This window comes from Rhodanobacter thiooxydans (assembly GCF_021545845.1).
GTDB lineage: Bacteria > Pseudomonadota > Gammaproteobacteria > Xanthomonadales > Rhodanobacteraceae > Rhodanobacter.
In genome coordinates this window covers 2,631,245-2,656,498 of sequence record NZ_CP088923.1, presented here as the reverse complement: position 1 = coordinate 2,656,498, position 25,254 = coordinate 2,631,245, and the positions used below count along the sequence as shown (strand labels likewise).

Here is a 25,254-nt window from a genome sequence, read left to right as displayed (position 1 = left end):
GCTGCCACCCTTTCGTGTCAATAAGCGTCTTGCATTTTTTGGCGAGGGCTCAAAACCAAAACGGGGTCAGGTTCACTTACGATCCGGCGGCCGCCTGATCACCTTTCGCGCCCGACAAGGCAGTACACAGGAGAAGCCACGCATCGCGGGGCTTCTTTTTGTGAAGCGATCCGCGGCGGCGTGCGCCAGTGCATTCGACCGGTCGCCCCGGTGAACTATCATCGCCACGCCACCGGCAGCCGATTCACCATGGGAGTCTCGAAGTGATCCGCCTTGCTCTCCGTTGCGGGATCGGCTTGTCGCTGCTCGTGCTGGCATGGTGCAGCGCGTGGGCGACGCAGCCCGCCTCCGGCTCATTGTGTGAGGCGACGCAGGCCATCTACTTCAGTTGCCAGACCGCGCGGCACCAGACGATCAGCCTGTGCGGCGCGCTGCCCTCGGCACTGCAGTATCGCTATGGCAAGGCGGGGAAGGTGGAGCTGGCGTTTCCGGATGATGTGGCGCATGGAGCTCGGCAGTTCGCCTTCGCGCATTACAGCCGCTACCAGGTCGAACGCAGCGAGATCAGCTTCAGCCATGGCGATGCCGGCTACACCTTGTTCGACTACACCGAGGACGGCCGCCGCACGGCCGGAGTGCAGGTCAGTACCGCGGAAGGCAAGGCAGCGGAAATCCATTGTGTCGGTGTGATCCAGGGCACACTGAGTCCGCTGGGCAAGAGTCTGCGCTGCGATACCGACAGCGCCCTCAACGGCGGGCGATGCCCTTGAGTGCGCGGTCAGGCGGCGCCGGCCATATTTCCGCAAGCTGGCGCTGATCTGCGTACCGACGAAGTGGTCCAATCGCATACGTCCGACAACGATCCATCCCGGCACTGATCGGTAAAATGGCGGCTTCGCCACTACCCGGCACGCGTCGCCATGTATTCAAACTTCTGCATTCGCCTGCTGGCTGCCGCACTGTGCATTGCCGTTTCACTGCCGCTGGCAGCAAGCGAGCAAGGTGCCCCCACCATTGGCCAGCAGCGCGAGGCGGTGCTGTTCTGGCCGCAGGCGCAGCGCGAGGCGCAGTTCCGCAAGATGTACGAGCGGTTTCCCAGCGACCGCGCCGCGCATGGCACGCATGTCCACGCGCTGCCGCAGGGCCGGCCGCTGGCCATGCCGGGCAAGGACGTGTCGGCATGGCTGGCCGGCTACATGGATGAGCGCCACCTCGCCGGCGTGATGGTGCTGCAGCATGGCCGTGTGCGCCTGCAGCGCTACGCGCTGGGCTTCGGGCCGGCGCAGCGCTGGGAGTCGTTCTCGGTGGCCAAGTCGGTCACTTCCACCTTGCTGGGCATCGCGCTGCAGCAGGGCTATATCCACAGCATGGACGACACGCTGGGCAGCTACATCCCGGAGCTGCGTGACAGCGCCTACGCCGAGGTCACCGTGCAGCAGTTGCTGACGATGACTTCCGGCGTGCACTGGAACGAGGATTACGCCGACGCCAACTCGGATGTGGCGCAGATGTACCGCGGCGCCTGCGTCGGTGGCCGCGCGCACATCCTGACCTACCTGGCGAAGCAGCCGCGGCAGTGGCCGGCCGGCACGCACTTCAACTACAACACCGCGGAAACCGACCTGCTCGGCATCCTGGTGCAGAGGGCCACGCGCCGCTCGCTGGCCGACTATCTTTCGCAGGCGATCTGGAAACCGTATGGCATGGCTTCCGACGCGTACTGGATCAAGGACGAATGCGACGGCAGCGACACCGGCGGCAGCGGCCTGTCGGCCACGCTGGGCGACTACGCGCGGTTGGGTCAGTTCATGCTCGACGGCGGCCGCATCGACGGCAAGCCGGTGATCGCCGCAGCCTGGCTCAAGGGTGCAGTGCGCCGCCAGGCCGCCGTGGACGAGCCGGAGCGTGGCTACGGCTACCTGTGGTGGACCGATACCGATGGCAGCTACGCGGCGATCGGCATCTTCGGTCAGATGGTCTACGTCGATCCCGCGCACCAGCTGGTGATCGCCCAGGTCGGCGCGTGGCCGCAGGCGACATCCAACGAGCTGGTCGCCACGCGGCGCGCCTTCGTCGCCGCCATCAAGCGGGCGGTGGATGCGGAGACGGAACCGCGGGCGCACTGAACCAGGCGATGCGCCGGGAGCAGGGCGCTGAGCAGTCGCCGGCGTGGCCTTGGGCGTTGTCTTCAATCGGCCTGCGCCGGGTGGTCCAGTGGATGGCGAAGGCAACCGACCGGGAATACCTTGTGGGTCCGGCGCCCCGACCCCATCCCCTTGCTTGCATTGCCTTCCCCCCCCAGCCCGAGGAAAACCCCATGACCACCAAAGCCTATGGTGCACACGCTGCCGACAAGCCGTTGCAGCCGATCGACATCGAGCGCCGCGCACCCGGCCCGCAGGATGTGCAGATCGACATCGCCTATTGCGGCGTCTGCCATTCCGACCTGCATACCGTGCGTTCCGAGTGGGGCGGCACGCTGTTTCCCTGCGTGCCCGGCCACGAGATCGTGGGCCACGTCAGTGCGGTGGGCAGCGCGGTGACCGGCTTCAAGGCCGGCGACACGGTGGGCGTGGGCTGCATGGTGGACAGCTGCCAGCATTGCGCGTCCTGCGCCGAAGGGCTGGAGCAGTACTGCGAGAACGGCTTCACCGGCACCTACAACGGCGCGACCAAGGACGCGCCCGGCCACACGCTGGGTGGCTACTCGCAGCGCATCGTGGTCGACGAGAAATTCGTGCTGAAGATCCGCCATCCCGAAGCGCAACTCGCCGCGGTGGCGCCGCTGCTGTGTGCCGGCATCACCACCTGGTCGCCGCTGCGGCACTGGAAGGTGGGCCCCGGCAGCAAGGTCGGCGTGGTCGGCATCGGCGGCCTGGGCCACATGGGGGTGAAGCTTGCGCATGCGCTGGGCGCGCACGTGGTGGCGTTCACCGGCTCGGAGAACAAGCGCCAGGCGGCGCTGGACCTGGGCGCGGACGAGGTGGTGGTGTCGCGCAACGCCGGCGAGATGAAGGCGCACGCCGGCAGCTTCGACCTCATCCTCAACACCGTGGCCGCCAGCCACTCGCTGGATGCGTACACCGCGCTGCTCAAGCGCGACGGCACCCTGGTGCTGGTCGGTGTGCCGGAGCACCCGCACCCGACGCCGAGCATCGCCAACCTGATCTTCAAGCGCCGCGCGATCGCCGGCTCGCTGATTGGCGGCATCGCCGAGACGCAGGAGATGCTGGATTTCTGCGCGGACAAGGGCATCGTCGCCGACATCGAGATGATCCCGATGCAGCAAATCGACGAGGCCTACGACCGCATGGTGAAGAGCGATGTGAAGTATCGCTTCGTGATCGACAACGCGACGCTGGCCAACCAGGCCTGTGGCTAGGACCTGCACTGAACGGCGTCGGGTGATCGGTGCCAGGGATACTCTGATCAAGACCTTGCTCGTCATTCCAGCTTTCGCGCATTGCTGTCCGGAATAATTTCGCTGAAGAGAGGTGGAAGAGTTGCGGCACAGTGTTGGGCGGTTGGCACCCGCAGCCTCAACTCGAAATCTCGGCTTGCTTTATCGTCATTCCTGCGAAGGCAGGACAAAAGCGAGCCACGCGAGCGTTGAACAGCCGAAGGCTGGCCCCGCAGGGGCGAGCGCAGCGAGTCATCGCACTGCCTTACGCCTTCAGGTCACTGAATCAAGTGCAATCCCGGCCTTCGCCGGGATGACGGCCGGGAGGGTTGCAGGAACGAGGACCCCGGGGCGCAGGGTATGGATTTATTCCGAACCACGGTGAGCTTTCGCTGGGATGACGGCTTGGCTCAGACCTTCCCTGCCAGGGTGCGAAACCGTTCCTGCACGTTGGGTGTGCTAGACCATGATGAACCCATGTCATCAGGAGGTTGCGACCATGACGACGACTGTCGGTACCTGCTGGCCAGCACTGCCGTATGACGAGTGGAAGGACACCTACGCGACGCTGCATCTGTGGACGCAGGTGGTCGGCAAGATCGCATTGGCGCAGGCGCCACCGCTCAATCACTGCTGGGGCATCGCGCTGCGGGTCAACGCGCGCGGCTTGACCACGCAGCCGCTGCCGCACGATGAGCGCACCTTCACCATCCAGTTCGATTTCATCGATCACCAGCTGGTGATCGGCGCGTCGGATGGCGCCATGCGTACCCTGGCATTGCGACCGCGCAGCGTCGCCGAGTTTTATCGCGAATTGCTGGAGACGCTGGCTGCCATGCAACTGGCGGTGAAGATCCATCCCCAGTCGACGGAATTGCCGCAACCGATCCGGCTGGATCGCGATACGGAACACCACAGCTACGATCCCGACTACGCAAATCGCTTCTGGCGCATCCTGGTGCAGGTAGAGCGCGTGTTTACCGAGTCGCGGTGCGAGTTCGTCGGCAAGAGCAGTCCGGTGAATTTCTTCTGGGGCAGTTTCGACCTGGCGGTGACGCGCTTTTCCGGTCGACGCGCGCCGCCGCGCAACGGTCCGGCGTTCGAGCGCGAGGCGTATTCGCACGAAGTCATCAGCCATGGCTTCTGGCCGGGCAGCGGACCGCTGCTGCAGCCGGCGTTCTATGCGTATGCCGCGCCGGAACCGGCGGGTTTCAAGGAGGCGCCCGTGCGACCGGAGGCGGCGTACTACCACCGCGGGTTCGGCGAATTCATCCTGCCGTACGAGGCAGTGCGCCAGGCGGATGCGCCGGACGCGATGATCCATGCGTTCATCCGCAGCACCTACGAGCGTGCCGCCGACCTGGCGCACTGGGATCGTGGTGCGCTGGACCGGCCGGCCAGCGCGTGAATGCCCCGCCGACGCCCTTGGCGTGCGGCGGGCGCTGCCATTCCGGACCCGTAGGAGCCCGCTTGCAGGCGATGCTTTTCCGAATCCCGAATCCCGAATCCCGAATCCCGGCTCCAAAAGCATCGCCCACCAGCGGGCTCCTACGAAAAAACGGTGGTCAGGCCACGAATTGCAACCGGGCCAATTCTGCATACAAGCCGCCCTCGGCCAGCAGACTCTCGTGGGTGCCCTGCGCCACGATGCGCCCGCCATCCATCACCACGATGCGGTCGGCGCGCTGTACGGTGGCGAGGCGGTGGGCGATCACCAGCGTGGTGCGGCCCTGTTCCAGTCGCGCCAGCGCCTGCTGGATCGCCGCTTCGGACTGCGCGTCCAGCGCCGAAGTGGCTTCGTCCAGCAATAGCAGCGGCGCGTCGCGCAGGATCGCGCGGGCGATCGCGATGCGCTGGCGCTGGCCGCCGGACAGGCGCACGCCGCGCTCGCCCAGTTCGGCGTCGTAGCCGTGGTCCAGCGCGCCGATGAACTCGTGCGCCTCGGCGGCGCGGGCGGCCTCGCGCACTTCGTCGTCGCCGGCGTCCTGGCGGCCGAAGCGGATGTTGTCCGCGGCGCTCCCGGCGAAGATCACGGTTTCCTGCGGCACCAGCGCGATTGCGCCACGCAGGCCGGCCAGGGTGGTTTCGCGCAGGTCGACGCCGTCGATGCGGATGCTGCCGCTCTGCGGGTCGTAGAAGCGAAGCAGCAGGGAGAACACCGTGCTCTTGCCGGCACCGGAAGGGCCGACCAGGGCCACCGTTTCGCCGGGGTGGACGGTCAGGGTGAAGTCGTGCAGCGCCGCCGTGTCGGGTCGGGTGGGGTAGTGGAAAGTCACGCCGTCGAAGCGCAGCTCGCCGCGCATTGGTTGCGGCAGCGCGCGCGGCTGCCGCGGGTCGACGATGTCGGCGCGTTCGCCCAGCAATTCGCCGATGCGCTCCATGGCACCGGCAGCGCGCAGCACGTCGCCCCACACCTCGGACAGGCCCGCCACCGAGCCGGCGGCGAATACCGCGTACAGCACGAACTGGCCCAGCACGCCGGCGCCCAGGGTGCCGGCAAGCACGTGGCGGGCGCCGGCCCACAGCACCAGCGTGATCGCGCCGAACACCAGCACGATCACCGCCATGGTCAGCAACGCGCGCATGCCGATGCGCCGGCGCGCAGTGGCCAGCGCGCGGGTGATCGCGCCGCCGTAGCGGCTGCTCTCGATATCCTCGCGCGCATAGGCCTTCACCGCGGTGGAGGCGTTGAGCGTTTCGTTGGCGATCGCGGCGGCGTCGGCGAGGCGGTCCTGGCTGGCCCGCGACAGCTTCTGCACGCGGCGGCCGAACACCAAGATCGGCAGCATCACCGCCGGGATCACCAGCGCGGTGAGACCGGCCAGCGACGGCGCGGTCCACACCATCGCCACCGCCGCGCCCACCAGCATCACCGCGCTGCGCAGCGCCACCGACACGCCCGAGCCGATCAGCGCCTGCACTACCTCGGTGTCGGCGCTCAGCCGCGACAGCAGCTCGCCCACACGGCTCTTCTCGAAGAAGCCCACGTCGAGCCGGATCACGTGCGCGTACAGCGTCTGCCGCAGCGAGGCGAGCGCCCGCTCGCTGAGCAGGGTGATGCAGAAGTAGCGCGCGGCGGTGGCAAAGGCCAGCACCAGCGCCACGCCGAACAGGGCGACGAAGGTCTGGTTGATGACGGTGTTGCTGGAGTGGCCGAAACCCTGGTCGATGATGTGGCGGAACGCCAGCGGCAGCACCAGCGAGGCGCCGGAGGACAGCGCCAGGAACAGCAGCCAGCCGAGCGCGAGCGCGCGGTGCGGTTTCAGGAACGGCCAGAGCTCGCGCAATGCGCCGATGCGGCGGGCGGGGCGGGGCGTGTCGGCGGCGGCGTCGCTCATGGGCTCTCGCAGGATGATTCGGAGAAAGTGCGTACGGGGGCACGCGACCATTGAAGTGGGGCGGCCGGCGGCTGATTCAATCGGCGGCCGATGGCTTTTGCAGGAGCGCACCCTGTGCGCGATGCTCTTGACTCGAACATGCCAAGAGCATCGCGCACAGGGTGCGCTCCTACACGAGGCGTTTCACGCTGCTGCGGCCGCGGCTGATGTCGTTGATCCGAAGCTGGGCTTCGGCGACGTGGCTGTCTGGCAGGCGCAGTTGCAGTTCCACGCCGTCGGCGTCGAAGGCTTCGTGTTCGACCTCGGCCTGCAGGTCTTTCAGTCGCGCCTTGACTAGCGCCAGCGCGGCAAAGTCGCAGCGCAGGCCCAGCCGCGCCATCGCCACGATCGGTACGCGCTCGGCGCGGCGCAGGCATTCCGCCGCAGTGCCACCGTAGGCGCGCACCAGCCCGCCGGCGCCGAGCTTGATGCCGCCGAACCAGCGCGTCACGACCACGGCGACGCGATCCATCTGCTGGCCCTCGATCGCCTGCAGGATTGGACGGCCGGCGGTGCCGCCAGGCTCGCCGTCGTCGTTGAAGCGATAGTCCTGGCCGATGCGGTATGCCCAACAGTTGTGCGTGGCGGTGGGGTCGCCCACTTCGCGCAGGAAGGCGAGCGCCTGTTCGGCGGATTCGACCGGCGCGGCCTGGGCGAGAAAGCGGCTCTTCTTGACCTCTTGCTGGTAGCGACACGGCTGGGCCAGGGTGGACAGCGTTTCGCTCATGGCTGGCGCAGTTTTGCCTGCAGCGCTGGCGGCAGTTCCCATCGTGGATGCGCGTGCCGGAACGCGTGATATGCCTGATCACCGTGGCCTTGCGCGAACGGCAGCTGGAGCTTGTCCAGCTGCTGCGCCGGCGTGTCGACGGCGTTCGCCGCTATGTCGGCTGTGGCTGCGGGTGGCGCCGGCGCGGCGAGGTTGCCGCGCGCGCAGGCAAGCATCAGCATCGCATCGGGATCGACCGCGGTATCCATGGGAGGCGAGGGTAAGGCAAATCGGCCGGTTGCGGGTAGGTGCGGGCGGCACCCGGCCAGGTTGCCGGCCCTGCCGGTGCGGAGCGCCGCCAGGTCGCGGGCTTCGTCGCGGCGGGTGTGCCGCGGTAGCATGGCGCCCCCGGCAGAACCCGACCCCACACCATGATCAACAACGACGTATTGCGCTCCATCCGCTACATGCTCGACCTCGGCGACGGCAAGGTGGTCGACATCATCCATCTGGCGGACCCGTCGGCTCCGATCGGCAAGGAGGACGTGCAGGCGTTCCTGAAAAAGGACGACGAACCCGGTTACGGCGAGTGCAGCAACAAGGTGCTGGCGCTGTTCCTCGACGGTCTGGTGTTTCAGCGCCGCGGCAAGGATGACAGCCGCCCGCCGCGGCCGCCGGAGAAGCGCGTCACCAACAACGTGGTGCTGAAGAAGCTGCGCGTGGCGTTCGAGCTGAAGGACGTGGACATGCACCAGATCCTCGAAAGCGCGGGCTTCCCGGTTTCCAAGCCCGAGCTGAGCGCGCTGTTCCGCCAGAGCGACCACAAGAACTTCAAGCTGTGCGGCGACCAGTTGCTGCGGAATTTCCTGAAGGGGCTGACGATGCGGGTGCGCAGTAACGCTTGAACGGTTTCGTGCGCGCTCGCCGTTGCTCCGCTGTGCCGATGCATGCGCGGTCGGGGTGAAGGAAGCGGGAGCCCGTTGTCGGACTCCCGCCCTTCCGCTTACTGCACCGTCACGCTGACATCGTCGATCACGAACGAGGTCTGGTTGGAACTGTCTTCCACGCCGTAGAAATTGACCTGGATGGTCTGGCCGATGTAGGCCGACAAATCCACGGAACGCTTGACGTAACCGCTGGCTGCATCGAGGTTCGACCAGGTCGCCAGCGTCACGTACTTGCCGGCGGAGGTGATCACCTGCGCGCTGAGCTTGTCGTAGGCCGTGCTGGTCGTGGTCTCGGCGGTGTCGATGTGCATGTAGAAATCCAGCGTGGCCCTGGTCGCCGTGGCCGGGATGGTGATGCTCTGTCGCACGTAGTCCGTGTGCGCACTGCCGTAGCCGTCCAGCCAGGCTTTATAGCTGCCGGTACGGGCCGCTTGGCTGCTGGCGTTGGTGATCACTCCGCTGGTCTGGGTCCACGGCGTGGTACCGTTCTCGAAGCTGTTGTTCTTCACCAGTTCGGTAGTGGTGCCGCTGCTGTTGGAGATGCTGAAGCTGACCGCGCTGCTGCTGCCGACATTGCCGGCCGCGTCGTAGGCCTTCGCTACCAGGCTGTGGGCGCCGTTGCTCAGCGTGGTGGAGTCGATGGATGCCCGGTAGGGCGCGCTGGTCGATGTCGCCTTCAGCACATTGTCGATGTAGAACTCCACCTTGGTCACGCCCACGTTGTCGTTGGCGCTGGCCGACAGCGTGATGGTGCCTGCGGTGCCGCTCTCCGACGCGCTCACCGTCGGCGGCGTGGTGTCGACGCTGCCCGCGCCCTGGGTGACCCATACCGGCGCGGACCACAACTGCTTGCCGTCTTCCTGGGTGATCTTGGCGTAGTAGAAGTGGTCGCCATTGGCCGGCGTGATGGTGGTGGTGGCCGTGCTCGACGTGGTGGTCACCGCGCCGTTGCTGCCGGGCACGCCCTCGAAGACCTGCACGCGCTGCGCGCTGTGGCCGGCGCTGCTGGCGTAGTTGACGGTAAGCGTCAGCGGGCCGCTGTTGGCGAACCGCTCGCCCATCACGCGGCCGTTCGCCGTCAGTACGATCTGGCCGGTCTTGTCCTCGGTGGCGTAGACGCGGCGTGCGCGCACCGCATCGAGGAAGCTGGCGAGGCTGAGTGCCGTGCCGCTGGGAATCAGTACGCCGGTGCGGTTGGTGTAGCTGGCGCCCCAGTTGGCGCAGTGGTTGTCCTGGTCGGAAGTCGGCGCCACGTGGTAGCCGCGGGTGAGCAGGATGTTGAACGCCGCCTCGTAGCTGGTACGGCTGGTCTCGGTTTCAGTGGTGTTGGTGGAGAACGCCGAGCTGTTGAGCACCTCGGCCAGCACCATCACGGCGTCGCCATCGGCGCTATAGGCGAGATCCGTTCCGCCGATGTTGAACTGGCCGGTGGGGGCGGGATGGTTGAACTGGCCCACCCAACCGTTGGTGTTCATCAGCGCGTACAGCGAGCCGTAGTCGCTCTTGGCGGTGTACACGTCGCCGATCAGCTGGTTGGAGCTGTTGTACTCCCACTCCAACAGGCTGGGCGTGTTGAGGATGTTGAGGTGGCCGCCGTTGCTGATCACGCCCCATTCCAGGCCGTAGACCGCCAGGAAGTTCGCATGCGCGGCGTTGAACGCGCTGGCCGCCTGCAGGCCGGACTGGTACAGGTTGTGCGCGGTGGTCGGGCTGGCCGAGGTGTTGGTGCCGGTCGAGCCGTCGTACATGTGGTTGTGCTCGGACGTCATCAGGATGTCCAGTCCGTCGTTCAGGGCGTACTGGTAGGCGTCCGATGGGCCGTACGCGCCGCTCTGCGGGTTCTGCGCGCCGGTGCAGCTGGAGAGCACGCCGCCACCGTCACTGTGGCTGGTCTGGCTGTGCAGGTTGCCGAAGTAGATGGTGTACGGCAGACCACCGCTGGTGGTCGCCGACATCGGCGACAACGCGGTAGTGGTGTCGGTGTGCCGGCGCAGGGCCTGGAAGTGCGGCATGGCAGGCGCGGCGACGGCGCCTACCAGCACATCGTAGCGTTGCTCTTCGATCAGCTCCGGCGCCCGCTGCTGCGACAGCGTCAGCGCCTGGCCGGGCAGGCTGCTGCCGATGCGCGCCACCGTGGCGCCATCCAGCGCCACCGCGCGCAGCCGCACCGTCACGTAGCCGGCGGGCACGGTGTGGCCTTGGCGATCCACCCCGTCCCACGACACCCGGGCCTGCGTGCGACCGGCACCGAGCGCACCGTGTCCCTGCCACGTGCGCAACTCGGCGCCGTCGTGGCCGAGCAGGACGACTTCCCATGCCACCTGGGTCCCCGGCGCGGCGCCGGGATAGGAGAAGTACATGGTCACGGGGCGCGCCCCGGTGCTGCGGAACGGCACCTGCAGCGTGGTTTCGAACTCTTCGTGATCAGGCAGGCTGCCGGCGAACGCCGGAGCGGCAACGATCGTGCAGGCCAGCAGCAAGCCGCCAGCGATCCTGGTTTTCCAGTTCATTTGGTTGGGTTCCCTGGTTGAGTGGGTCGCGCAGAGCCCCCCGGCTTCTGGCGCGACCTGACTGTTATCCCAGCACAAGATGACAAGCGCGGGATCGCGAATGCGTCGGTCTTTGACCGACTGCTAAAAATCGTCAAGACGCGGTCGCAAGTTCTTGCGGATGGACCATGGGCTGCGGAGTGCGGCGACCACTGGCCAGCGGTATCCGCTCATCGCCCGCGGCATGCGCCGCACAGTGCTGTCAGGCGCTGGCAGCAATGGCGGCGGCAAAGTGGCCGGCAGGGTGGGTTCCGCCGGAGGCTTCGCGCATCATGGCAGGGTCTTCCGCCATGGCTGCGCTCATGTCACCGCGTTCCACCGTTGCCCCGCTCGCGCTCGCCGTCGGCATGCTGCTGATCAGCATGGTCTCGTACCAGTGCGGCGCGTCGCTGGCCAAACAGCTGTTCCCGCAGGTGGGCGCGCAGGGCGCCACCGCGTATCGGCTGGGGCTGAGCGCGCTGATCCTGCTGCTGTGGCGGCGGCCGTGGCGGCGCTCGGCTGGCCGGCGCGACTGGGCCGCGCTGTGGGGCTACGGCCTCTCGATGGGCGCGATGAACCTGGTGTTCTACATGTCGCTGCGCACGATCCCGCTGGGTATCGCGGTGGCGCTGGAATTCACCGGCCCGCTGGCGCTGGCGCTGTTCGGCTCGCGCCGCCTGCTCGATTTCGTCTGGATCGCGCTGGTGGTGGCCGGGCTGGCGCTGTTGCTGCCGTTGCGTGGGCAGGTGAACGCACTCGATCCGGTGGGCGTGTTGTATGCGCTGGCGGCCGGCGTGGGCTGGGCGCTGTACATCGTGCTGGGCAAGAAGGCGGGCGCGGCCCATGGCGCGGACGCGGTGACGCTGGGCACGACGATCGGTGCCTTGCTGGTGATCCCGTTTGGCATCGCGCATGCCGGCAGCGCGTTGCTGTCGCCGGCGTTGCTGCCGTATGCGCTAGGCGTGGCGGTGCTCAGTTCCGCGTTGCCGTATTCGCTGGAGATGATCGCGCTGACCCGCCTGCCGGCGCGCACGTTCAGCACCTTGCTGAGCCTGGAGCCGGCCATCGCGGCGGTCGCCGGCGTGGCCCTGCTGGGCGAACGGCCCAGCGTGCTGCAGTGGCTGGCCATTGCGACGATCATCGTGGCGGCGGCAGGCACCGCGCTGAGCGTGCAGCGGCCCGCGTTGGCGGAGCCGCTGGCGAACTAGGGGCCGCCGTCGTCGCTCACGATTTCAGTTCCTCGCTGGCGTTCACCGTCGCCTTGCGCTCCTGCTTGCCCCAGCCCACCGAGGGGCCGCGGATGGCTGTCCAGACCGAGCGCACCACCACGTAGTACATCAGCTGGCGGTAGCCGAAGCGTTGCAGCACCAGCCACCACAGCAGGCTCCACTTTTCCTTCTTCTCCATCGCGAAGGCCAGCGCCGAGGCGCCGAGGTCGACCGCCATGAAGGCGGCGTAGAACGCCAGCATGCGCAGCAGGTTGGTGTTATCGAACTGGGCGCGGTGCTGCAGATAGTCCATGCCGGTGCTGACGACCTGCCAGACCAGCACCAGGTCGACCAGCGGCGACACCACCGAGAACAGGATCTGGAACAGCCATACCTGCGGCAGCGCGACCATGCCCAATGCGCGGTAGCGCGGGTTGAAGGTGGCGTCGCGGTGCTTCCACAGGCATTGCAGGGTGCCGTAGGACCAACGGAAGCGCTGGCGGGCGAGGCCGCGGGCGGTATCGGGCGCTTCGGTCCAGGCGATCGCCGCGGCGTCGAACAGGGCGTGGTAGCCAGCCTTCTGCACCGCGATGGTGAGGTCCTGGTCCTCGGCCAGGGTGTCGGCGGGGAAGCCGCCAAGCTGTTCCAGCGCCTCGCGCCGCCACGCGCCGACGGCGCCCGGCACCACGGTGATCGCGCCCAGCGCGGCCAGCGCGCGGCGTTCGAGATTCTGCGCGGTGATGTATTCCAGCGCCTGCCACAAGGTGATCAGATTGATGCGGTTGCCGACCTTGGCGTTGCCGGCCACGGCGCCGACCTTCGGATCGACGAACCAACGCACCAGGTGCGGGATGGTGTCCCGTTCGAACTGGGTGTCGGCGTCCAGTGCCACCACCACCGTGCCGTTCGATTCGCGCAGGGCGGTGTTCACGGCGTGCGCCTTGCCGCCGTTGGGAATGGTGAGCAGCCGCACGCGCGGCTCGTGCGCGTAGTGCTGGCGCACTACCGCCGAGGTGGCGTCGACCGAGCCGTCGTCGACCACGATGACCTCGAGGTTGGCGTAGCGGCTTTTGAGGATATAGCGGATCAAGCTGACGATCACTTTCTCCTCGTTATAGGCGGGAATCAGCACCGAGACCAGTGGCGGATCGGCCGGCAGGCTCGGCGGCGCGCGCCGGCGCTCCTGCCAGCGGTTGACCAGTGCCAGCACGCCGAGCAGCAGCAGGCGGGCCACGCCCAGTGTGATGGCGGTGGTCAGCAGCCAGCCGATCAGGTGGCCGAACCAGCCCAGCGCGAGAAACACCGAGCGGTCGGCCCAGCGCGACAGCGAACCGGGCGGCAGCGGTGGCATGGTCTGCTCGCGGGTCAGCCCGGCCAGTTCGGACACGGTGACGAAGTCATAGCCCTTCGCGCGCAGGCCGTCGATGATGCGCGGCAGTGCCGCGATGGTCTGCGAGCGTTCGCCGCCGGCGTCGTGCAGCAGCACCACCTGGCCGGTGCGCTCGGAGTTGCTGGCGGCGACCTGGGTCAGCACGTTGTTGACGATCTGGTCTGCGCCGGGGCGTTGCCAGTCTTCCGAGTCGACGTGCAGGCCGACCGAGATGTAGCCCATCTTCTGCGCGATCCCGATCGGCACCAGCTCGTCGGCAGTGGTTGGTTCGGCATCGCCGAAGTAGGGCGCGCGGAACAGCCGCATCGAGTGGCCGGTGAGCGCTTCGAACAGGCGCTGGGTGGCGTTGAGTTCCAGCGACACGATGCCGGGCGGGCTGTCGCCGAGATTGGGGTGGGTGAAGGTGTGGTTGCCGACGTCGTGGCCTTCGGCGATCTCGCGCTGCACCAGTTTCGGCGACATCTCGGCGCTCGCGCCGATGATGAAGAACGTGGCCGGCACGTGCCTGGCCTTGAGGATGTCGAGGATCTGCGGCGTCCACTGCGCGTCAGGGCCGTCGTCGAAGGTCAGCGCGATCTTGTGCGGCAGCGTTCCGGCGCGGCGGATCACGTAGGAACTGGGCAGCGCACTGTAGCTCTCGTCGTCGATGCTGCCGTCGTCCTTGTCCACCTCGATGGTGCGTGCGCCGGGCGACGGCTGCGCAGCGATTTCCAGCACCTCGCCCTGCCCCTGGATGTCGATGTCCTCGCCCTGGCCGATCGTGCGCAGCGATTCCGGTGTGGCGGCGCCATAGGGGCGGCCCAGCACCGACCACACCGACGGGTCCTCCGAGCCCAGCCGCCACAGCGCGTAGCCGTAGGGCCGGTAGTCGTCGGCGGCGTGGATCTGGTTGTAGGCGGTGACGCCATCGAGGAACCAGACCTGGTGCGTGCTGCCGTCGTCCTCGCCGTAGGAGAAATTCGGGTTCTGCGTGTCCGGGTCGAAGGCGATCACCGCCTGCGCGTCGCTGGCACGGTCCATCGCGTCCTGGAAGGTCAGCGCCTCGGCGTTCTTCCCGTGCGACCAGTCGTAGCCGTAGCTGCCGATCGCCACGATCACCTGGTTCGGGTCGAGCACCTTCATGCGCTTGTCGAGCATGTCCTCGAACCAGCCCTGGCCGGCGACGCTGCCAGGATCCTTGCCGGCCCAATGCTGGTCGTAGGCCATCAGCAGCTCGAAGTCCACGATGTCGGCGTAGCCGGCGTAGTCCCAGTCGGCGTCGTCGAACGGCACCGACAGCACGATGCCCCAGCCGTGGGGATCGAACGCATCGTTGAGCTCGGTGAGGAAGGCCTTCAGATCCTTCTGCGAGGTTGCGGGCACGTCCTCGAAGTCGACGGTCACGCCCTGGAAGTGGTTGGCGTCGATGAAGGCGACGATCTGCGCGATGCGCTGCTGGCGCATCGCCGGGTCGGCCAGCATGCGCGCCAGGCCGGGACCGTCCCAGGCGGTGTTCACCATGTTCTGCAGCAGCGGCAGGATCGGCGTGGACGGCTTCTGCGTGCGGATCAGCTTGAGCACCTTGGCGTCGATGTTGGTATGCAGCGCCATGTCCGGTCCGGAAACGTGCATCCACGAGGGGATCACCCAATCCAGCGTGGGCAGCGCGCGCTTCAGCGACGGGTAGCTGCTTTCGTCCCAGTTGACGTAGAAGCCGACCGCCAGCGGCCGGCCGGCCGGCTTGTCCAGCGACGGCGGCGGCACGTGCCCGGATGCCTTGCCGGTATGCGTGCGCGGCGGGTGCAGCAGCTTCTGCCGGGCGCGGACCTCGGCGGCCAGCCGCGCCGCCGGCTTCAGCAGTTCGGGCGCGGCCGCCTTCACGTTGGCCAGCGCATGCCGGGTGCGGGCGTGCTCGCCGATGTGCAGGCCGACCATGCTGGGCCACACGAACAGGCTGGCCGCGCAGGCCACCACGAACAGCGTGCTGATCACCGCGGCGGCCAGCGCCAGCCGCGAGACATGGCTGGCCCGTCGGCCGGTGGGGTCGAAGAAGATCGGTTTTTTCTGCATGCGGGGTCGGTTCTGCGGGGCGCCACGGCAGCCCGGCTGCATGGCGGATTCTGGGTGCGCAGTATGGCTGATCCGCGTTGCGGCACGTAGCGTGCCGGTGTTCCCGGTCAGCTGGCGTTGGCCGCCCGCAGGGACGGATGCCCCGGGTGGTCTACTCGCCCTGGTAGGTCCACACGGTGGATTCGCCGCCGGTGTTGCGGATGCGGCCAAGCCGGCGGATTAGGTGTTCGACCGAATGCGAGCGCGCCAGCGTCATGTCGCCGATGCGCATGGTGCTGGAGACTTCGACCGTCGCCTGCTTGCGGTCCGGCGACAGCGTGATGGACCGGATCTCATAGTCGTAATCCGGTTCGATGATGCCGGCCGTGCGTTCGCTGAGCGTCTTGAACCGGCGCAGGGTGCGGGTCAGCTCGGCGCAGGCCGTGGCCTTGTCGTGCATCTTTGCCGGTGCGCTGGCGCCGCGCATCGCCACGCTCTCCGAGTAGCCTGTGTCCAGCGAATCGCACAGCGGCTTGGCGTCGAACCGCTGCAGTGCCTCGACCTGGGTCTGGTAGCTGTCGCGGACCGCCGCTTCGGTCATCCGGCGACTGATGTCGAAATACCACACGGCTGCGGCGATCAAGACGATCAGCAGGATCACTTTCTTCATGTCCTTCTCCCTGGAGTGAATATCGGATTCCATTCGTGCCGGCAGCAGTGTGGCGCGCCGTGGTCGCTATCGTAACTTCATGCGGAAGGCGGGTGCCAGCGCGGCGCCGTGGTCAGCCGATCACTGGCCCGGCCACCGGCCGGCTGAAGTCCTGCGGCGTCAGTGTCTGCGTCAGCCGGAACACGCCTTCGTGGATCTTGCGCGGCAGCACCACGTCGAGCACGGTGCTCTGGTGCGGGCCGAGTATGGCGAACAGGTCGTCGCCGGCGGCGCTGCGCGCCAGCGCATGATGGACCAGCCCGCCGAGGTCGACCGGCTGCACGCTGGCACCGTAGGGCCGGTGGCTGTCCACGGCGGGGCGCAGCGTCTTGCGGCTGTTGTGAGGGTCGGCCACCCGGTCGTCGCCGGCGAGCAGGCTGTGGTCGAGGAACAGCGAGATGGTGGTGCGCTGCCTTGAATTGGCCTGGCGGTCGAGCAGAAAGCCGGCCGGCAGCAGATCGGGGCTGGCCTGCACGCCGGCGGTGAACAGGAAGCCGGCGCCCACCAGCGGTTCGCCGGCCTCGTCGGCGAGCCGCAGGATCAGCAGGCTGCGCGGGTCGTGGATGTGCACGCGCGGGGCGAACGGCCCGGCCGGCTCCAGCTCCACCTTGTCGGCATCGCGCGCGGCGTTCTCGCGCTCGAAGGCGTCGCACAGGCCTTCGTAGTCGTCCGCGCTGCGCACCCCGAGGCAGCGCAGGATCGCCTGCACGGTAGCCGGCGCGGCACTGGCCATGATGCCGTACTCGTCGCCGGAGTGCGCCGCGCCGGCGATCAGCTTGAACGCGCAGCGCGGTCCGCGGCTGAGGGTGAGCGCCAGCGTGTCGATGCCGCCGGCGCCGTTGGCCTGGGGCGACAGCACAGCATGATGGGCGTTGAGGTTGGCCGCGGCGATGCGCACCACGCCGTCGGAGCCGTCCTCGCCGGTGTAGCTGTTGAGGTGGTCGTACAACTGGCGGTCCGGACGGTCGCCGGTGAGCACGAACAGGAACTGCCCGCGCTTCACCGGGTCGTCGCTGTGGATGTAGTCGAGGTTGAGCGACAGCGATTCGGTGCTGCCCAGCTCCAGCCAGTCGAGGATGCGCTGGCCCGGCTCTACGCCGCCGAACCAGGCCTTGAGCCGGCCGAGCAGGCCCTTGCCCAGTTGCGCCAGCGCCGAGCCGAAGTTCGCCGGTGCCAGCATGACCAGGTGGCTGAGCTTGATCGTGCTGTACGTGGCCGGCTTGTCGCGCTGCGCGCGCAGCCACTCGCGCACCACCGGGCCGCCGGTGGAATGGGTGATGCAGGCGAAGCTGGCGTCCAGCAGATGCAGGTCGCGCAAGGCATGGTCGAACGCGCGCACCAGGTCGGGCATGGTCACCGCGTCGTCGAAGCTCACGTATTCGGACAGCCAGAGGTCGGCCAGGGTCAGCGTGAGGCCAGCGGTAGCTGCCTGTTGCTGCAACTGCTGTGGCAGCTGACCATAGGTCGAGGTGTTGGTGACGCTCCAGCCGTGGACGAAGACGAGGGTGGTCATGGCTCAGCTCCCGTGCAGTGGTCCGTTCCGACGAGGGCGCGCGGAGCGGCTCCGGTCCGCGCGGCACATCGGCATAATGGCACCCATGCCCCGCCATCTCCACCGGCCCCGCCTGTGACCGTGACCGTGCTGCTGATCCTGCTCGTGCTTGCCGGCGTGCTGGCGCTGCTGGGATGGCGCCGCTGCAGCTGGGCGCTGCTGGCGTCGGCGCTGACCCTGCTGCTGGCTGTCGGCTGCGGGCCGCTGCCGATCTGGCTGCTGGCGCAGCTGCAGTCCGGCCCTGCGGCAGCGGTGCCGATCGACTGGGGCCAGCGCAATGCGATCGTGCTGCTGGGCGCCGGTACGGTACGCGCGGCAGGTAGCGGCGAGGTCGAGGCGAGCCTGTTCGCCTATGGCCGCATCGGCAAGGCGGCGGAGCTGTACCGCGCATGCCGGCGGGCCGGGCGCGAATGCAAGGTCGAGGTGAGCGGCGGCGATGCGCTCGGGCTGGGCCGACCGGAAGCGGCGGTTTACGCCGACGACCTGCAACGGCTCGGCGTGGATGCCGCCGACCTGTTGCTGGATTCGCGCAGCATGAATACCTGGCAGAACGCGCAGTTCAGCAGCCCGCTGCTGAAGGCGTATGGCGCCGACCGCGTGCTGCTGGTGTCGTCGGCCTACCACCTGCGCCGCAGCACGCTGTACTTCGCGCACTTCGGCATCCATGCGATACCGGTGCCGGCCGACCATGTCGACGGCGTGCTGTCCTGGCTGCCGCTGTCGTACAACTTTGCCATGGCCGACGTGGCCCTGCACGAGTACAGCGGCATCGTGCGCTATCACGTGTACAACGCGATGGGCTGGAACGTGCGGGCGACGCAGCCCGGTGCGTTGTAGGAGCGCACCCTGTGCGCAGGGGACTTCTTTCGGTCGTGCGCGAATGCTTTTGGCGACGTGGCGGAGAGCATCGCGCACAGAGCCTGCCCCGGACTCGATCCGGGGGTGCGCTGCTACAGGAACGTGGCGATGCAGGCATCACGACTCGCGCATCACCATCAGGCGGATCTCGCTCATGTCCTCGATCGCGTAGCGCACGCCCTCGCGGCCCAGGCCAGACAGCTTCACGCCGCCATAGGGCATGTTGTCCACGCGGAAGCTGGGGATGTCGTTGACGATCACGCCGCCTTGTTCCAGCTCGTTCCACGCGCGCATGGCATGGTCGAGGCTGTCGGTGAAGATGCCGGCCTGCAGGCCGTAGTCGGAGTCGTTGACCATCGCGATGGCGTCGTCGAACTTGTTGAACGGAGCGAGCAGGGCGAACGGACCGAACGCCTCCATGCGATTCGCCTTGGCGTCGGCGGGCACGTTCTCCATCAGGGTGGCGTCGAGCATGTTGCCGTGGCGCCTGCCGCCGCAGAGGATTTTCCCGCCGGCCTTCTTCGCCTCGAGGATCCAGCCGTGCAGGCGCTCGGCGGCGGCCTCGTCGATCATCGGGCCGAGGAATACGTTCTTGTCTTTCGGATCGCCGGCCTTGAGCTTCTTCGTGGCGGCGACCAGCTTGCGCTTCAGCGCGTCGTAGACGTCGGCGTGCGCGTAGATGCGCTGCACGCCGATGCAGCTCTGGCCGGACTGGTAGAACGCGCCGAAGATCAACCGCGCGACCACCTTGTCCAGCTTCTGGCCCTGGTCGGCGTCGACGATGCACGCGGCGTTGCCGCCCAGTTCCAGCGTCACCTTCTTGTGTCCGGCGCGCGCCTTCAGCTGCCAGCCGACCTGGCCGCCGGTGAACGAGAGCAGCTTGAAGCGCGCGTCCTCCACCAGCGGCGCCGCATGCGCACCATCCAGCGGCAGGATCGAGAACGCGCCCTTCGGCAGGTCCGTCTCGGCCAGCACCTCGCCGATGATCAGCGCGCCGATCGGGGTCTTCTCCGACGGCTTCAGCACGAACGGACAGCCGGCGGCGATCGCCGGCGCCACCTTGTGCGCCACCAGGTTCAGCGGAAAGTTGAACGGCGTGATGAAGGACACCGGCCCCAGCGGCACGCGTTTGGTGTAGCCGTGGTAGCCGTCCAGCCGCGCAGCCAGTTCCAGGTTGAGTGTCTCGCCGTTGATGCGCACCGTCTCCTCGGCGGCGATGCGGAACGTCTCGATCAGCCGGGTCACCTCGCCGGCGGCGTCCTTGATCGGCTTGCCCGCCTCGATGCACAGCGCCTCGGCCAGCTCGTCGCGGCGCTCGACGAAACGCGCTGCACAATGCTGCAGCACCGCCTGCCGCGCCCACGGCTTGAACTCGCGCATCGGCTTCGAGGCCTTCACCGCGGCGGCGATGGCCTTCTCGGTGGTCTTCGCGTCCGGCACCGCCACTCGTGTGGCGAGCTTGCCGCTGTACTTGTCGCGCACGTCGAGCATGTCCTTCGACGTCTGCGGCTGGTTGGCGAGGTAGTAGGGATAGGTCTTGTCCAGCATGGGAATCTCCGGGTCAGACGGCCGCGCTCAGTCGACGGATGTCCTCGTCGAGGATGCGGTGGTTGTCGCTGTAGTCGATGGCAAGGTCGATCAGGTGCACGCCGCCTTGCGCATAGGCGCGCTGCAAGGTCGGCAGGAACTCGTCGGCGCTGGCCGGGCGGTGGCCGTGCGCGCCATGTGCTTCGGCGAACAGCACGAAATCCGGGTTGCCGAACTGCATGCCGTAGTCAGCGTAGCCCATCTCGGCCTGTTTCCAGCGGATCATGCCGTAGGCATCGTCGCGCAGCAGCAGGATCACCAGGTCGAGCTTCAGCCGCACCGCAGTTTCCAGTTCCTGCGCATTCATCATGAAGCCGCCATCGCCGCAGATCGCCAGCACCTTGCGCTGCGGGTGCACCATCTTCGCCGCCATCGCCGAGGGCAGGCCGGCGCCCATCGTCGCCAGCGCGTTGTCCAGCAGCACGGTGTTCGGCTGGCGCGCACGGTAGTAGCGGGCGTACCACAGCTTGTACATGCCGTTGTCCAGGCACAGCACGCCGTCGTCCGGCATGAAGCGGCGGGTGTCGGCGACGATGCGCACCGGATGCATCGGGAAGCGTGCGTCGTCCGCGTGGTCCTTCAGCTGCGCGTGGAAGGCCTGGCGCACCTTGTCGAAGCCGGCAAAGTCCCAGTGCGGTTGCGGCTCCAGCGCATCGGCGAGGCGTTCGACCGTATGCGCGATGTCGCCCACCACCTCGATCTGCGGGAAGTACACGGTGTCCACCTCGGCCGAGGCGAAGTTGATGTGGATCACCGTGCGCCGGCCTTTCTGCATGAAGAACGGTGGTTTCTCCACCACGTCGTGGCCGACGTTGATGATCACGTCGGCGGCATCGATCGCGCGATGCACGAAGTCGCCGTCCGACAGCGCGGCGTTGCCCAGCCACAGCGGATGGTCCTCGTCGACCACGCCCTTGCCCATCTGGGTGGTGAAGAACGGCACGCCGAGCTTGTCGATGAACGCGCGCAACGCCACCGCGGTGCGCTGCCGGTTGGCGGCGGCGCCGATCATCAGGATCGGCTTCCTTGCGCTGCCGATCGCCTCGGCCGCCTGCACCAGCGCCGCCTCGTCGGGCGAGGGACGGCGGGCGTATTCAGTGGGCAGCAGGATCGCGTCGTCGACGTCGTCGCGGGCGATGTCCTCCGGCAGCTCCAGGTGCACCGCGCCGGGACGCTCTTCCTCGGCGCGGCGGAACGCCTCGCGTACCCGCGCGGGGATCGTCGGCGCGGACACCAGCTGGCGCGTGTACTTGGTCAGCGGCTGCATCATGTCGACCACGTCGACCAGCTGGAACAGGCCCTGCTTGTGCGTGCGGATCGGTTTCTGGCCGGTGATCATCAGCATCGGCATCGCGCCGAGCTGGGCATAGGCCGCCGCGGTGACCAGGTTGGTGGCGCCGGGTCCGAGCGTGGCCAGCGCCACGCCGGCCTCGCCGGTCAGGCGGCCCCAGGTCGCGGCCATGAAGCCGGCAGCCTGCTCGTGGCGGGTCACGATCAAACGGATCGAGGACTCGCGCAGCGCTTCCACCAGGTCGAGGTTTTCCTCGCCGGGCACGCCGAAGATGCAATGCACGCCCTCGGCCTCGAGGGCCTTCACGAACAACGCCGCTGCCTTCATGCATCGCCTCCGTGGGAGAAGCGTGAAGGATGCGGGCTGCGGCGTTCAGTTTGCGTGAGCGGAATGATCAGTCGTCGCTGACCCGCAGCGGCAGCTCACCGTCGGCGAGGCGTGCGCGCAACCGCGTATCCACGGCGACACCGTGGGCCGAGCGCAGCACCTGGCCGTTCGTGTCGAACAGGATGGCGTAGCCGCGATCGAGCGTGGCCAGCGGGCTGATTGCGTGCAGCGCATGGCCGGTGTGGTGCAGCGTTGTCTGCCGGCGTTCGAGGATCTGCGCGATGGCGCGACGCAGGCGCAATTGCTGCTCATCCAGCCGGCGGCTGAGCAGCGGCAGGCGCAGGCGGGGATGTTGCGCCAGCAGGCGCGCGTGCAGGCGGTCGAGGCGCATGCGGCGCTGCTGTTGCCGTTCGCGCGCCACCACGGCCAGACGCAGGCGCAGGTGCTGCAGGCGTTCGCGGTCGCGCGTCAGGCGCGCCTGCGGGCGCTGTGCCTGCAGCCGCGCGAACAGATGGTCGACGCGTTGCGCCAGCGCCTGCAGGCGGCGTTGCTGCAGGGTGGCCAGGCGCTGGCGCAGCTGCCGCAGGTGGTGGCCGACCGCCACCGCGTCGGGCACCAGCAGTTCGGCGGCTGCCGAGGGCGTGGGGGCGCGCAGGTCGGCGACGAAATCGGCGATGCTGAAGTCGATCTCGTGGCCGACTGCGGAGACCACCGGCACCGCACTGGCGTGGATCGCGCGCGCCACGGCTTCGTCGTTGAACGCCCACAGGTCTTCCAGCGAGCCGCCGCCGCGGGTCAGCAGCAGCACGTCGTAACGGCCGCTGGCCGAGGCCTTGCGCAGCATCGCCACGATCGCCGGCGGCGCCTCGCGGCCCTGTACCGGCACCGGCAGCACTTCCGCGTCGGCCAGCGGCCAGCGGCGCGCCAGCACACTCAGCACATCGCGCACCGCCGCACCGGTGGCCGAGGTGATCACACCGATGCGCCGTGCGTAGGTGGGCAGGGCGCGCTTGCGCGCGGCGTCGAACAGGCCTTCGGCGTCGAGCCGGGCCTTGAGTTGCTCGAATTCGCGTTGCAGCGCGCCTTCGCCGGCCGGTTCCATGTATTCGGCGACCAGCTGGAACTCGCCGCGTGGTTCGTACAGGCCAACCCTGGCGCGCAGCAGCACCTGCATGCCGTCGACCGGGCGGAAGCGCAGTGTGGCCGCCTTCATCTTGAACATGGCGCAGCGCACCTGGGCGCCGCTGTCTTTCAGCGTGAAGTACAGGTGGCCCGACGCCGGCCTGGCCACGTTCGACAGCTCGCCCTCGATCCACACCTGCGGCAGCGCGTCGCCCAGCAGGTCGCGCACCAGCCGGTTGAGCGAGCTGGGGGTGAGCACGTGGCGTGGCGCGGCGTCGTCGAAAGGCACGGACATAGGGCCGCGAGCCTAGCATGCGGTGCGTATCAAGTTGTGAGAAAACATCCGCTTGACGCATGAAGCGCATGCAGCGCATCAGGAAGCCTCAGTCGTCGTCGGCGTTGCGCAGTTCACGCCAGCGACGCTTGCGCACGCGCCAGCTGCGGATGCCGAGGTTCAGCGCGAACCAGGCGGCGAGGGCGCCGAGCGGCCAGCCGATCCCGGCCGGCCAGGCGAACCCGACCACCGCCAGCGCGCCGAGCACGAGGGTACCGATCACCAGCGAGCCGCTGCCGGTGTCGTCGAGCACGCGCCGGTTGGCCAGCGCGGCACCGACGCTGTTGGCGATGCGCAGCGCGCCGGCGGCGGCACGGCCGGAGCTGCCGCCGGCATGGCGCACGTGCGGCACCCGCGCCTTGCTGCGGCACACCCGTTCACGGCTGCCGCTGCCGTGCCGGCGGCGGCGCGAGGCCAGCACGATTTCGGTGGCGTTGCCCAGATCCTGTTCGTATTGCGCGGCGAGCTGGCCGGCGAAGCCGGCGTCCTCGACCGCCACATCGAGTTCGCGGTTGCCGAGCCAGCTGGCGATGTTGAGGTTGGATGAGCCGACCCGTGCCCATTGCCCGTCGGCGACCGCGGTCTTGGCGTGCAGCATCGAGCCGTTCCATTCGAACACGCGGATGCCGGCCTTCAGCAGCGGCCGATAGCCCGAGCGCGACATGCCGGCCACGATCGGGATGTCGCTGCTGCCGGGCACCAGCAGGCGCACGTCCACGCCGTCGCGCGCGGCGGCGACCAGTGCCTGCACGTACGGCGCGAGGCCCACGAAGTAGGCGTCGGTGAGCCACAGCGTCTTGCGCGCCATCGCGGCGATCAGTTGATCGAGCCGGTACGTCGCGGCGGTGGAGGGCTGGGTGGCGATCAGCCGCAGCGACACGTGGGCGGCCGGCATGGCCGGCTCCGGGGCCTCCGCGAACGGCCGCAGCGCCGCGCCGGTTTCGCCCCAGCTCTGCGCGAACGCCGCTTCCAGTTCGGCCACCGCCGGGCCGCGCAGCGCCACGCCGGTGTCGCGCCACGGCGGCACGCCGCGCGCCGGGTCGCCCAGCCACTTCGCGCTGATGCATACGCCGGACAGGAAGCCGAGCTCACCGTCGACCACCAGCAGCTTGCGGTGGTCGCGGCTGACCCAGCCCAGCGGTTCGCCCAGCTGCAGCGGGTTGAACACGCGCACCTCGCCGCCGGCCGCGCGCAGCGGTGCCCAGAACGCACGACCCGATTGTCCGAGGCAACCCAGCCAGTCGACCACCACCGCGACGAACACGCCCGCCCGGGCGCGTTCGACCAGTGCATCGCGGAAGGCGCGCCCGACTTCATCGTCGCGGATGATGTAGTTTTCCAGCAGCACGCGCTGGCGCGCACCGCAGATTGCCGCCAGCCAGGCCTCGTAATGGGCGGTGGCATCGATCAGCAGGTCCACCGCGTTGCCGCTGAGCAGCGGCGCGCCGGCGGCGCGGCTCAATGCCTGTTCGGCCAGCAGGCGGCTCGGGGTGGCAGGGGTCAGTGGCGTGGGCATGGCGCGAGTGTAGGCGATGGCCTGTCGGCGCGCCGACGTCGCGGGGCTTCTGGCATGATCGGGCGCATGCCGATCGAGCACCGCTGCGCCGACACCGATGCCTGCGCGCGCTACCTCGCGGACGAACTCGGCCCGCACCTGCGCATCGCCGCGCCGCTGGGCCTGGGCAAGCCGCACGGCTTGCTCAATGCGCTGTATCGACTGCTCGCCGCCGATAGCGGGCGTTCGATGCGCCTGTATACCGCGCGCTATCGCTGACCCGGCCGCAATCGGCGCCGGGCTGGAGCGGCGCTTCCTCGGACCGTTTCTCGATCGCCACTTCGGCGTCGATGCGCTCGACCCGCCGACGGACTTGTCCGTGCTCGCCGCAGCGG

The 25,254-nt window shown here is 68.3% G+C and carries 19 protein-coding genes; 8 read left to right on the top strand and 11 right to left on the bottom strand.

Annotated elements, in window-relative coordinates:
* Nucleotides 1–296 precede the first annotated feature (296 nt).
* The 4 genes from LRK53_RS11905 to LRK53_RS11890 all read left to right on the top strand — a co-directional run bounded on the left by LRK53_RS11905 (nt 297) and on the right by LRK53_RS11890 (nt 4,808).
* Nucleotides 297–770 (top strand): hypothetical protein, encoded by a 474-nt coding sequence (locus LRK53_RS11905; protein ID WP_027491532.1) that lies wholly within the window; start codon nt 297–299, stop codon nt 768–770.
* 150 nt (nt 771–920) lie between these two features.
* Nucleotides 921–2,126: a serine hydrolase domain-containing protein gene (locus LRK53_RS11900; RefSeq protein ID WP_027491533.1), complete on the top strand. Its 1,206-nt coding sequence runs from the start codon at nt 921–923 to the stop codon at nt 2,124–2,126.
* A 191-nt stretch (nt 2,127–2,317) separates the two neighbouring features.
* Entirely contained in the window at nt 2,318–3,382 is a 1,065-nt protein-coding gene (locus LRK53_RS11895; protein WP_027491534.1) for an NAD(P)-dependent alcohol dehydrogenase, read from the top strand.
* A 517-nt stretch (nt 3,383–3,899) separates the two neighbouring features.
* Complete coding sequence (locus LRK53_RS11890; RefSeq protein WP_027491535.1) at nt 3,900–4,808, top strand: DUF5996 family protein; 909 nt, start codon at nt 3,900–3,902, stop codon at nt 4,806–4,808.
* 157 nt (nt 4,809–4,965) lie between these two features.
* On the opposite strand, the gene LRK53_RS11885 is transcribed toward LRK53_RS11890, so the two are convergent.
* The 3 genes from LRK53_RS11885 to LRK53_RS11875 all read right to left on the bottom strand — a co-directional run bounded on the left by LRK53_RS11885 (nt 4,966) and on the right by LRK53_RS11875 (nt 7,752).
* Nucleotides 4,966–6,738, bottom strand: a complete 1,773-nt coding sequence (locus tag LRK53_RS11885; protein WP_027491536.1) for an ABC transporter transmembrane domain-containing protein — start codon at nt 6,736–6,738, stop codon at nt 4,966–4,968.
* Between the two features lie 169 nt (nt 6,739–6,907).
* Entirely contained in the window at nt 6,908–7,504 is a 597-nt protein-coding gene (locus tag LRK53_RS11880) for an IMPACT family protein (RefSeq protein WP_027492700.1), read from the bottom strand.
* Complete coding sequence (locus LRK53_RS11875; protein WP_027492701.1) at nt 7,501–7,752, bottom strand: hypothetical protein; 252 nt, start codon at nt 7,750–7,752, stop codon at nt 7,501–7,503. Before LRK53_RS11875 ends, LRK53_RS11880 begins: the two co-directional genes overlap by 4 nt.
* 162 nt (nt 7,753–7,914) lie before the next feature.
* Here LRK53_RS11875 and LRK53_RS11870 point away from each other — a divergent pair, with 162 nt between their 5' ends.
* Complete coding sequence (locus LRK53_RS11870) at nt 7,915–8,388, top strand: YehS family protein (protein ID WP_027492702.1); 474 nt, start codon at nt 7,915–7,917, stop codon at nt 8,386–8,388.
* 98 nt (nt 8,389–8,486) lie between these two features.
* On the opposite strand, the gene LRK53_RS11865 is transcribed toward LRK53_RS11870, so the two are convergent.
* The gene (locus tag LRK53_RS11865) at nt 8,487–10,940 is read right to left on the bottom strand and encodes an Ig-like domain-containing protein (protein ID WP_027492703.1); all 2,454 of its coding nucleotides are present in this window, start codon (nt 10,938–10,940) and stop codon (nt 8,487–8,489) included.
* 341 nt (nt 10,941–11,281) lie between these two features.
* On the opposite strand from LRK53_RS11865, the gene LRK53_RS11860 reads away from it, so the two are divergent.
* Entirely contained in the window at nt 11,282–12,166 is an 885-nt protein-coding gene (locus LRK53_RS11860; protein WP_027492704.1) for an EamA family transporter, read from the top strand.
* 16 nt (nt 12,167–12,182) lie between these two features.
* Here the strand turns inward: LRK53_RS11860 and LRK53_RS11855 are convergent, their stop codons facing one another.
* From LRK53_RS11855 to LRK53_RS11845, 3 genes are all read right to left on the bottom strand, one after another.
* A complete protein-coding gene (locus LRK53_RS11855; RefSeq protein ID WP_235642158.1) occupies nt 12,183–15,605 on the bottom strand; it encodes a trifunctional glycoside hydrolase family 18/polysaccharide deacetylase/glycosyltransferase family 2 protein in 3,423 nt (1,140 codons plus the stop codon).
* Nucleotides 15,606–15,756: 151 nt separating this feature from the next.
* The gene (locus LRK53_RS11850) at nt 15,757–16,254 is read right to left on the bottom strand and encodes a hypothetical protein (protein ID WP_027492706.1); all 498 of its coding nucleotides are present in this window, start codon (nt 16,252–16,254) and stop codon (nt 15,757–15,759) included.
* A gap of 112 nt (nt 16,255–16,366) precedes the next feature.
* Nucleotides 16,367–17,806: a phospholipase gene (locus LRK53_RS11845; RefSeq protein WP_235642153.1), complete on the bottom strand. Its 1,440-nt coding sequence runs from the start codon at nt 17,804–17,806 to the stop codon at nt 16,367–16,369.
* Nucleotides 17,807–17,920: 114 nt separating this feature from the next.
* Here LRK53_RS11845 and LRK53_RS11840 point away from each other — a divergent pair, with 114 nt between their 5' ends.
* Nucleotides 17,921–18,682: a YdcF family protein gene (locus tag LRK53_RS11840; protein WP_027492708.1), complete on the top strand. Its 762-nt coding sequence runs from the start codon at nt 17,921–17,923 to the stop codon at nt 18,680–18,682.
* Between the two features lie 138 nt (nt 18,683–18,820).
* Here LRK53_RS11840 and LRK53_RS11835 read toward each other — a convergent pair whose 3' ends face one another.
* The 4 genes from LRK53_RS11835 to LRK53_RS11820 all read right to left on the bottom strand — a co-directional run bounded on the left by LRK53_RS11835 (nt 18,821) and on the right by LRK53_RS11820 (nt 24,880).
* Nucleotides 18,821–20,251 (bottom strand): aldehyde dehydrogenase family protein, encoded by a 1,431-nt coding sequence (locus LRK53_RS11835; protein WP_027492709.1) that lies wholly within the window; start codon nt 20,249–20,251, stop codon nt 18,821–18,823.
* Between the two features lie 13 nt (nt 20,252–20,264).
* Nucleotides 20,265–21,908 carry an acetolactate synthase large subunit gene (locus LRK53_RS11830; protein WP_235642152.1) on the bottom strand — a complete coding sequence of 548 codons (1,644 nt, stop codon included), beginning with the start codon at nt 21,906–21,908 and terminating at the stop codon, nt 20,265–20,267.
* Nucleotides 21,909–21,975: 67 nt separating this feature from the next.
* Nucleotides 21,976–23,325 (bottom strand): exodeoxyribonuclease VII large subunit, encoded by a 1,350-nt coding sequence (gene xseA / locus LRK53_RS11825; RefSeq protein ID WP_027492711.1) that lies wholly within the window; start codon nt 23,323–23,325, stop codon nt 21,976–21,978.
* Nucleotides 23,326–23,413: 88 nt separating this feature from the next.
* Nucleotides 23,414–24,880, bottom strand: a complete 1,467-nt coding sequence (locus tag LRK53_RS11820; protein ID WP_037089666.1) for a phospholipase D-like domain-containing protein — start codon at nt 24,878–24,880, stop codon at nt 23,414–23,416.
* Nucleotides 24,881–24,946: 66 nt separating this feature from the next.
* Here LRK53_RS11820 and LRK53_RS11815 point away from each other — a divergent pair, with 66 nt between their 5' ends.
* Entirely contained in the window at nt 24,947–25,138 is a 192-nt protein-coding gene (locus LRK53_RS11815; RefSeq protein ID WP_235642148.1) for a hypothetical protein, read from the top strand.
* The last annotated feature ends 116 nt before the right edge of the window (nt 25,139–25,254 follow it).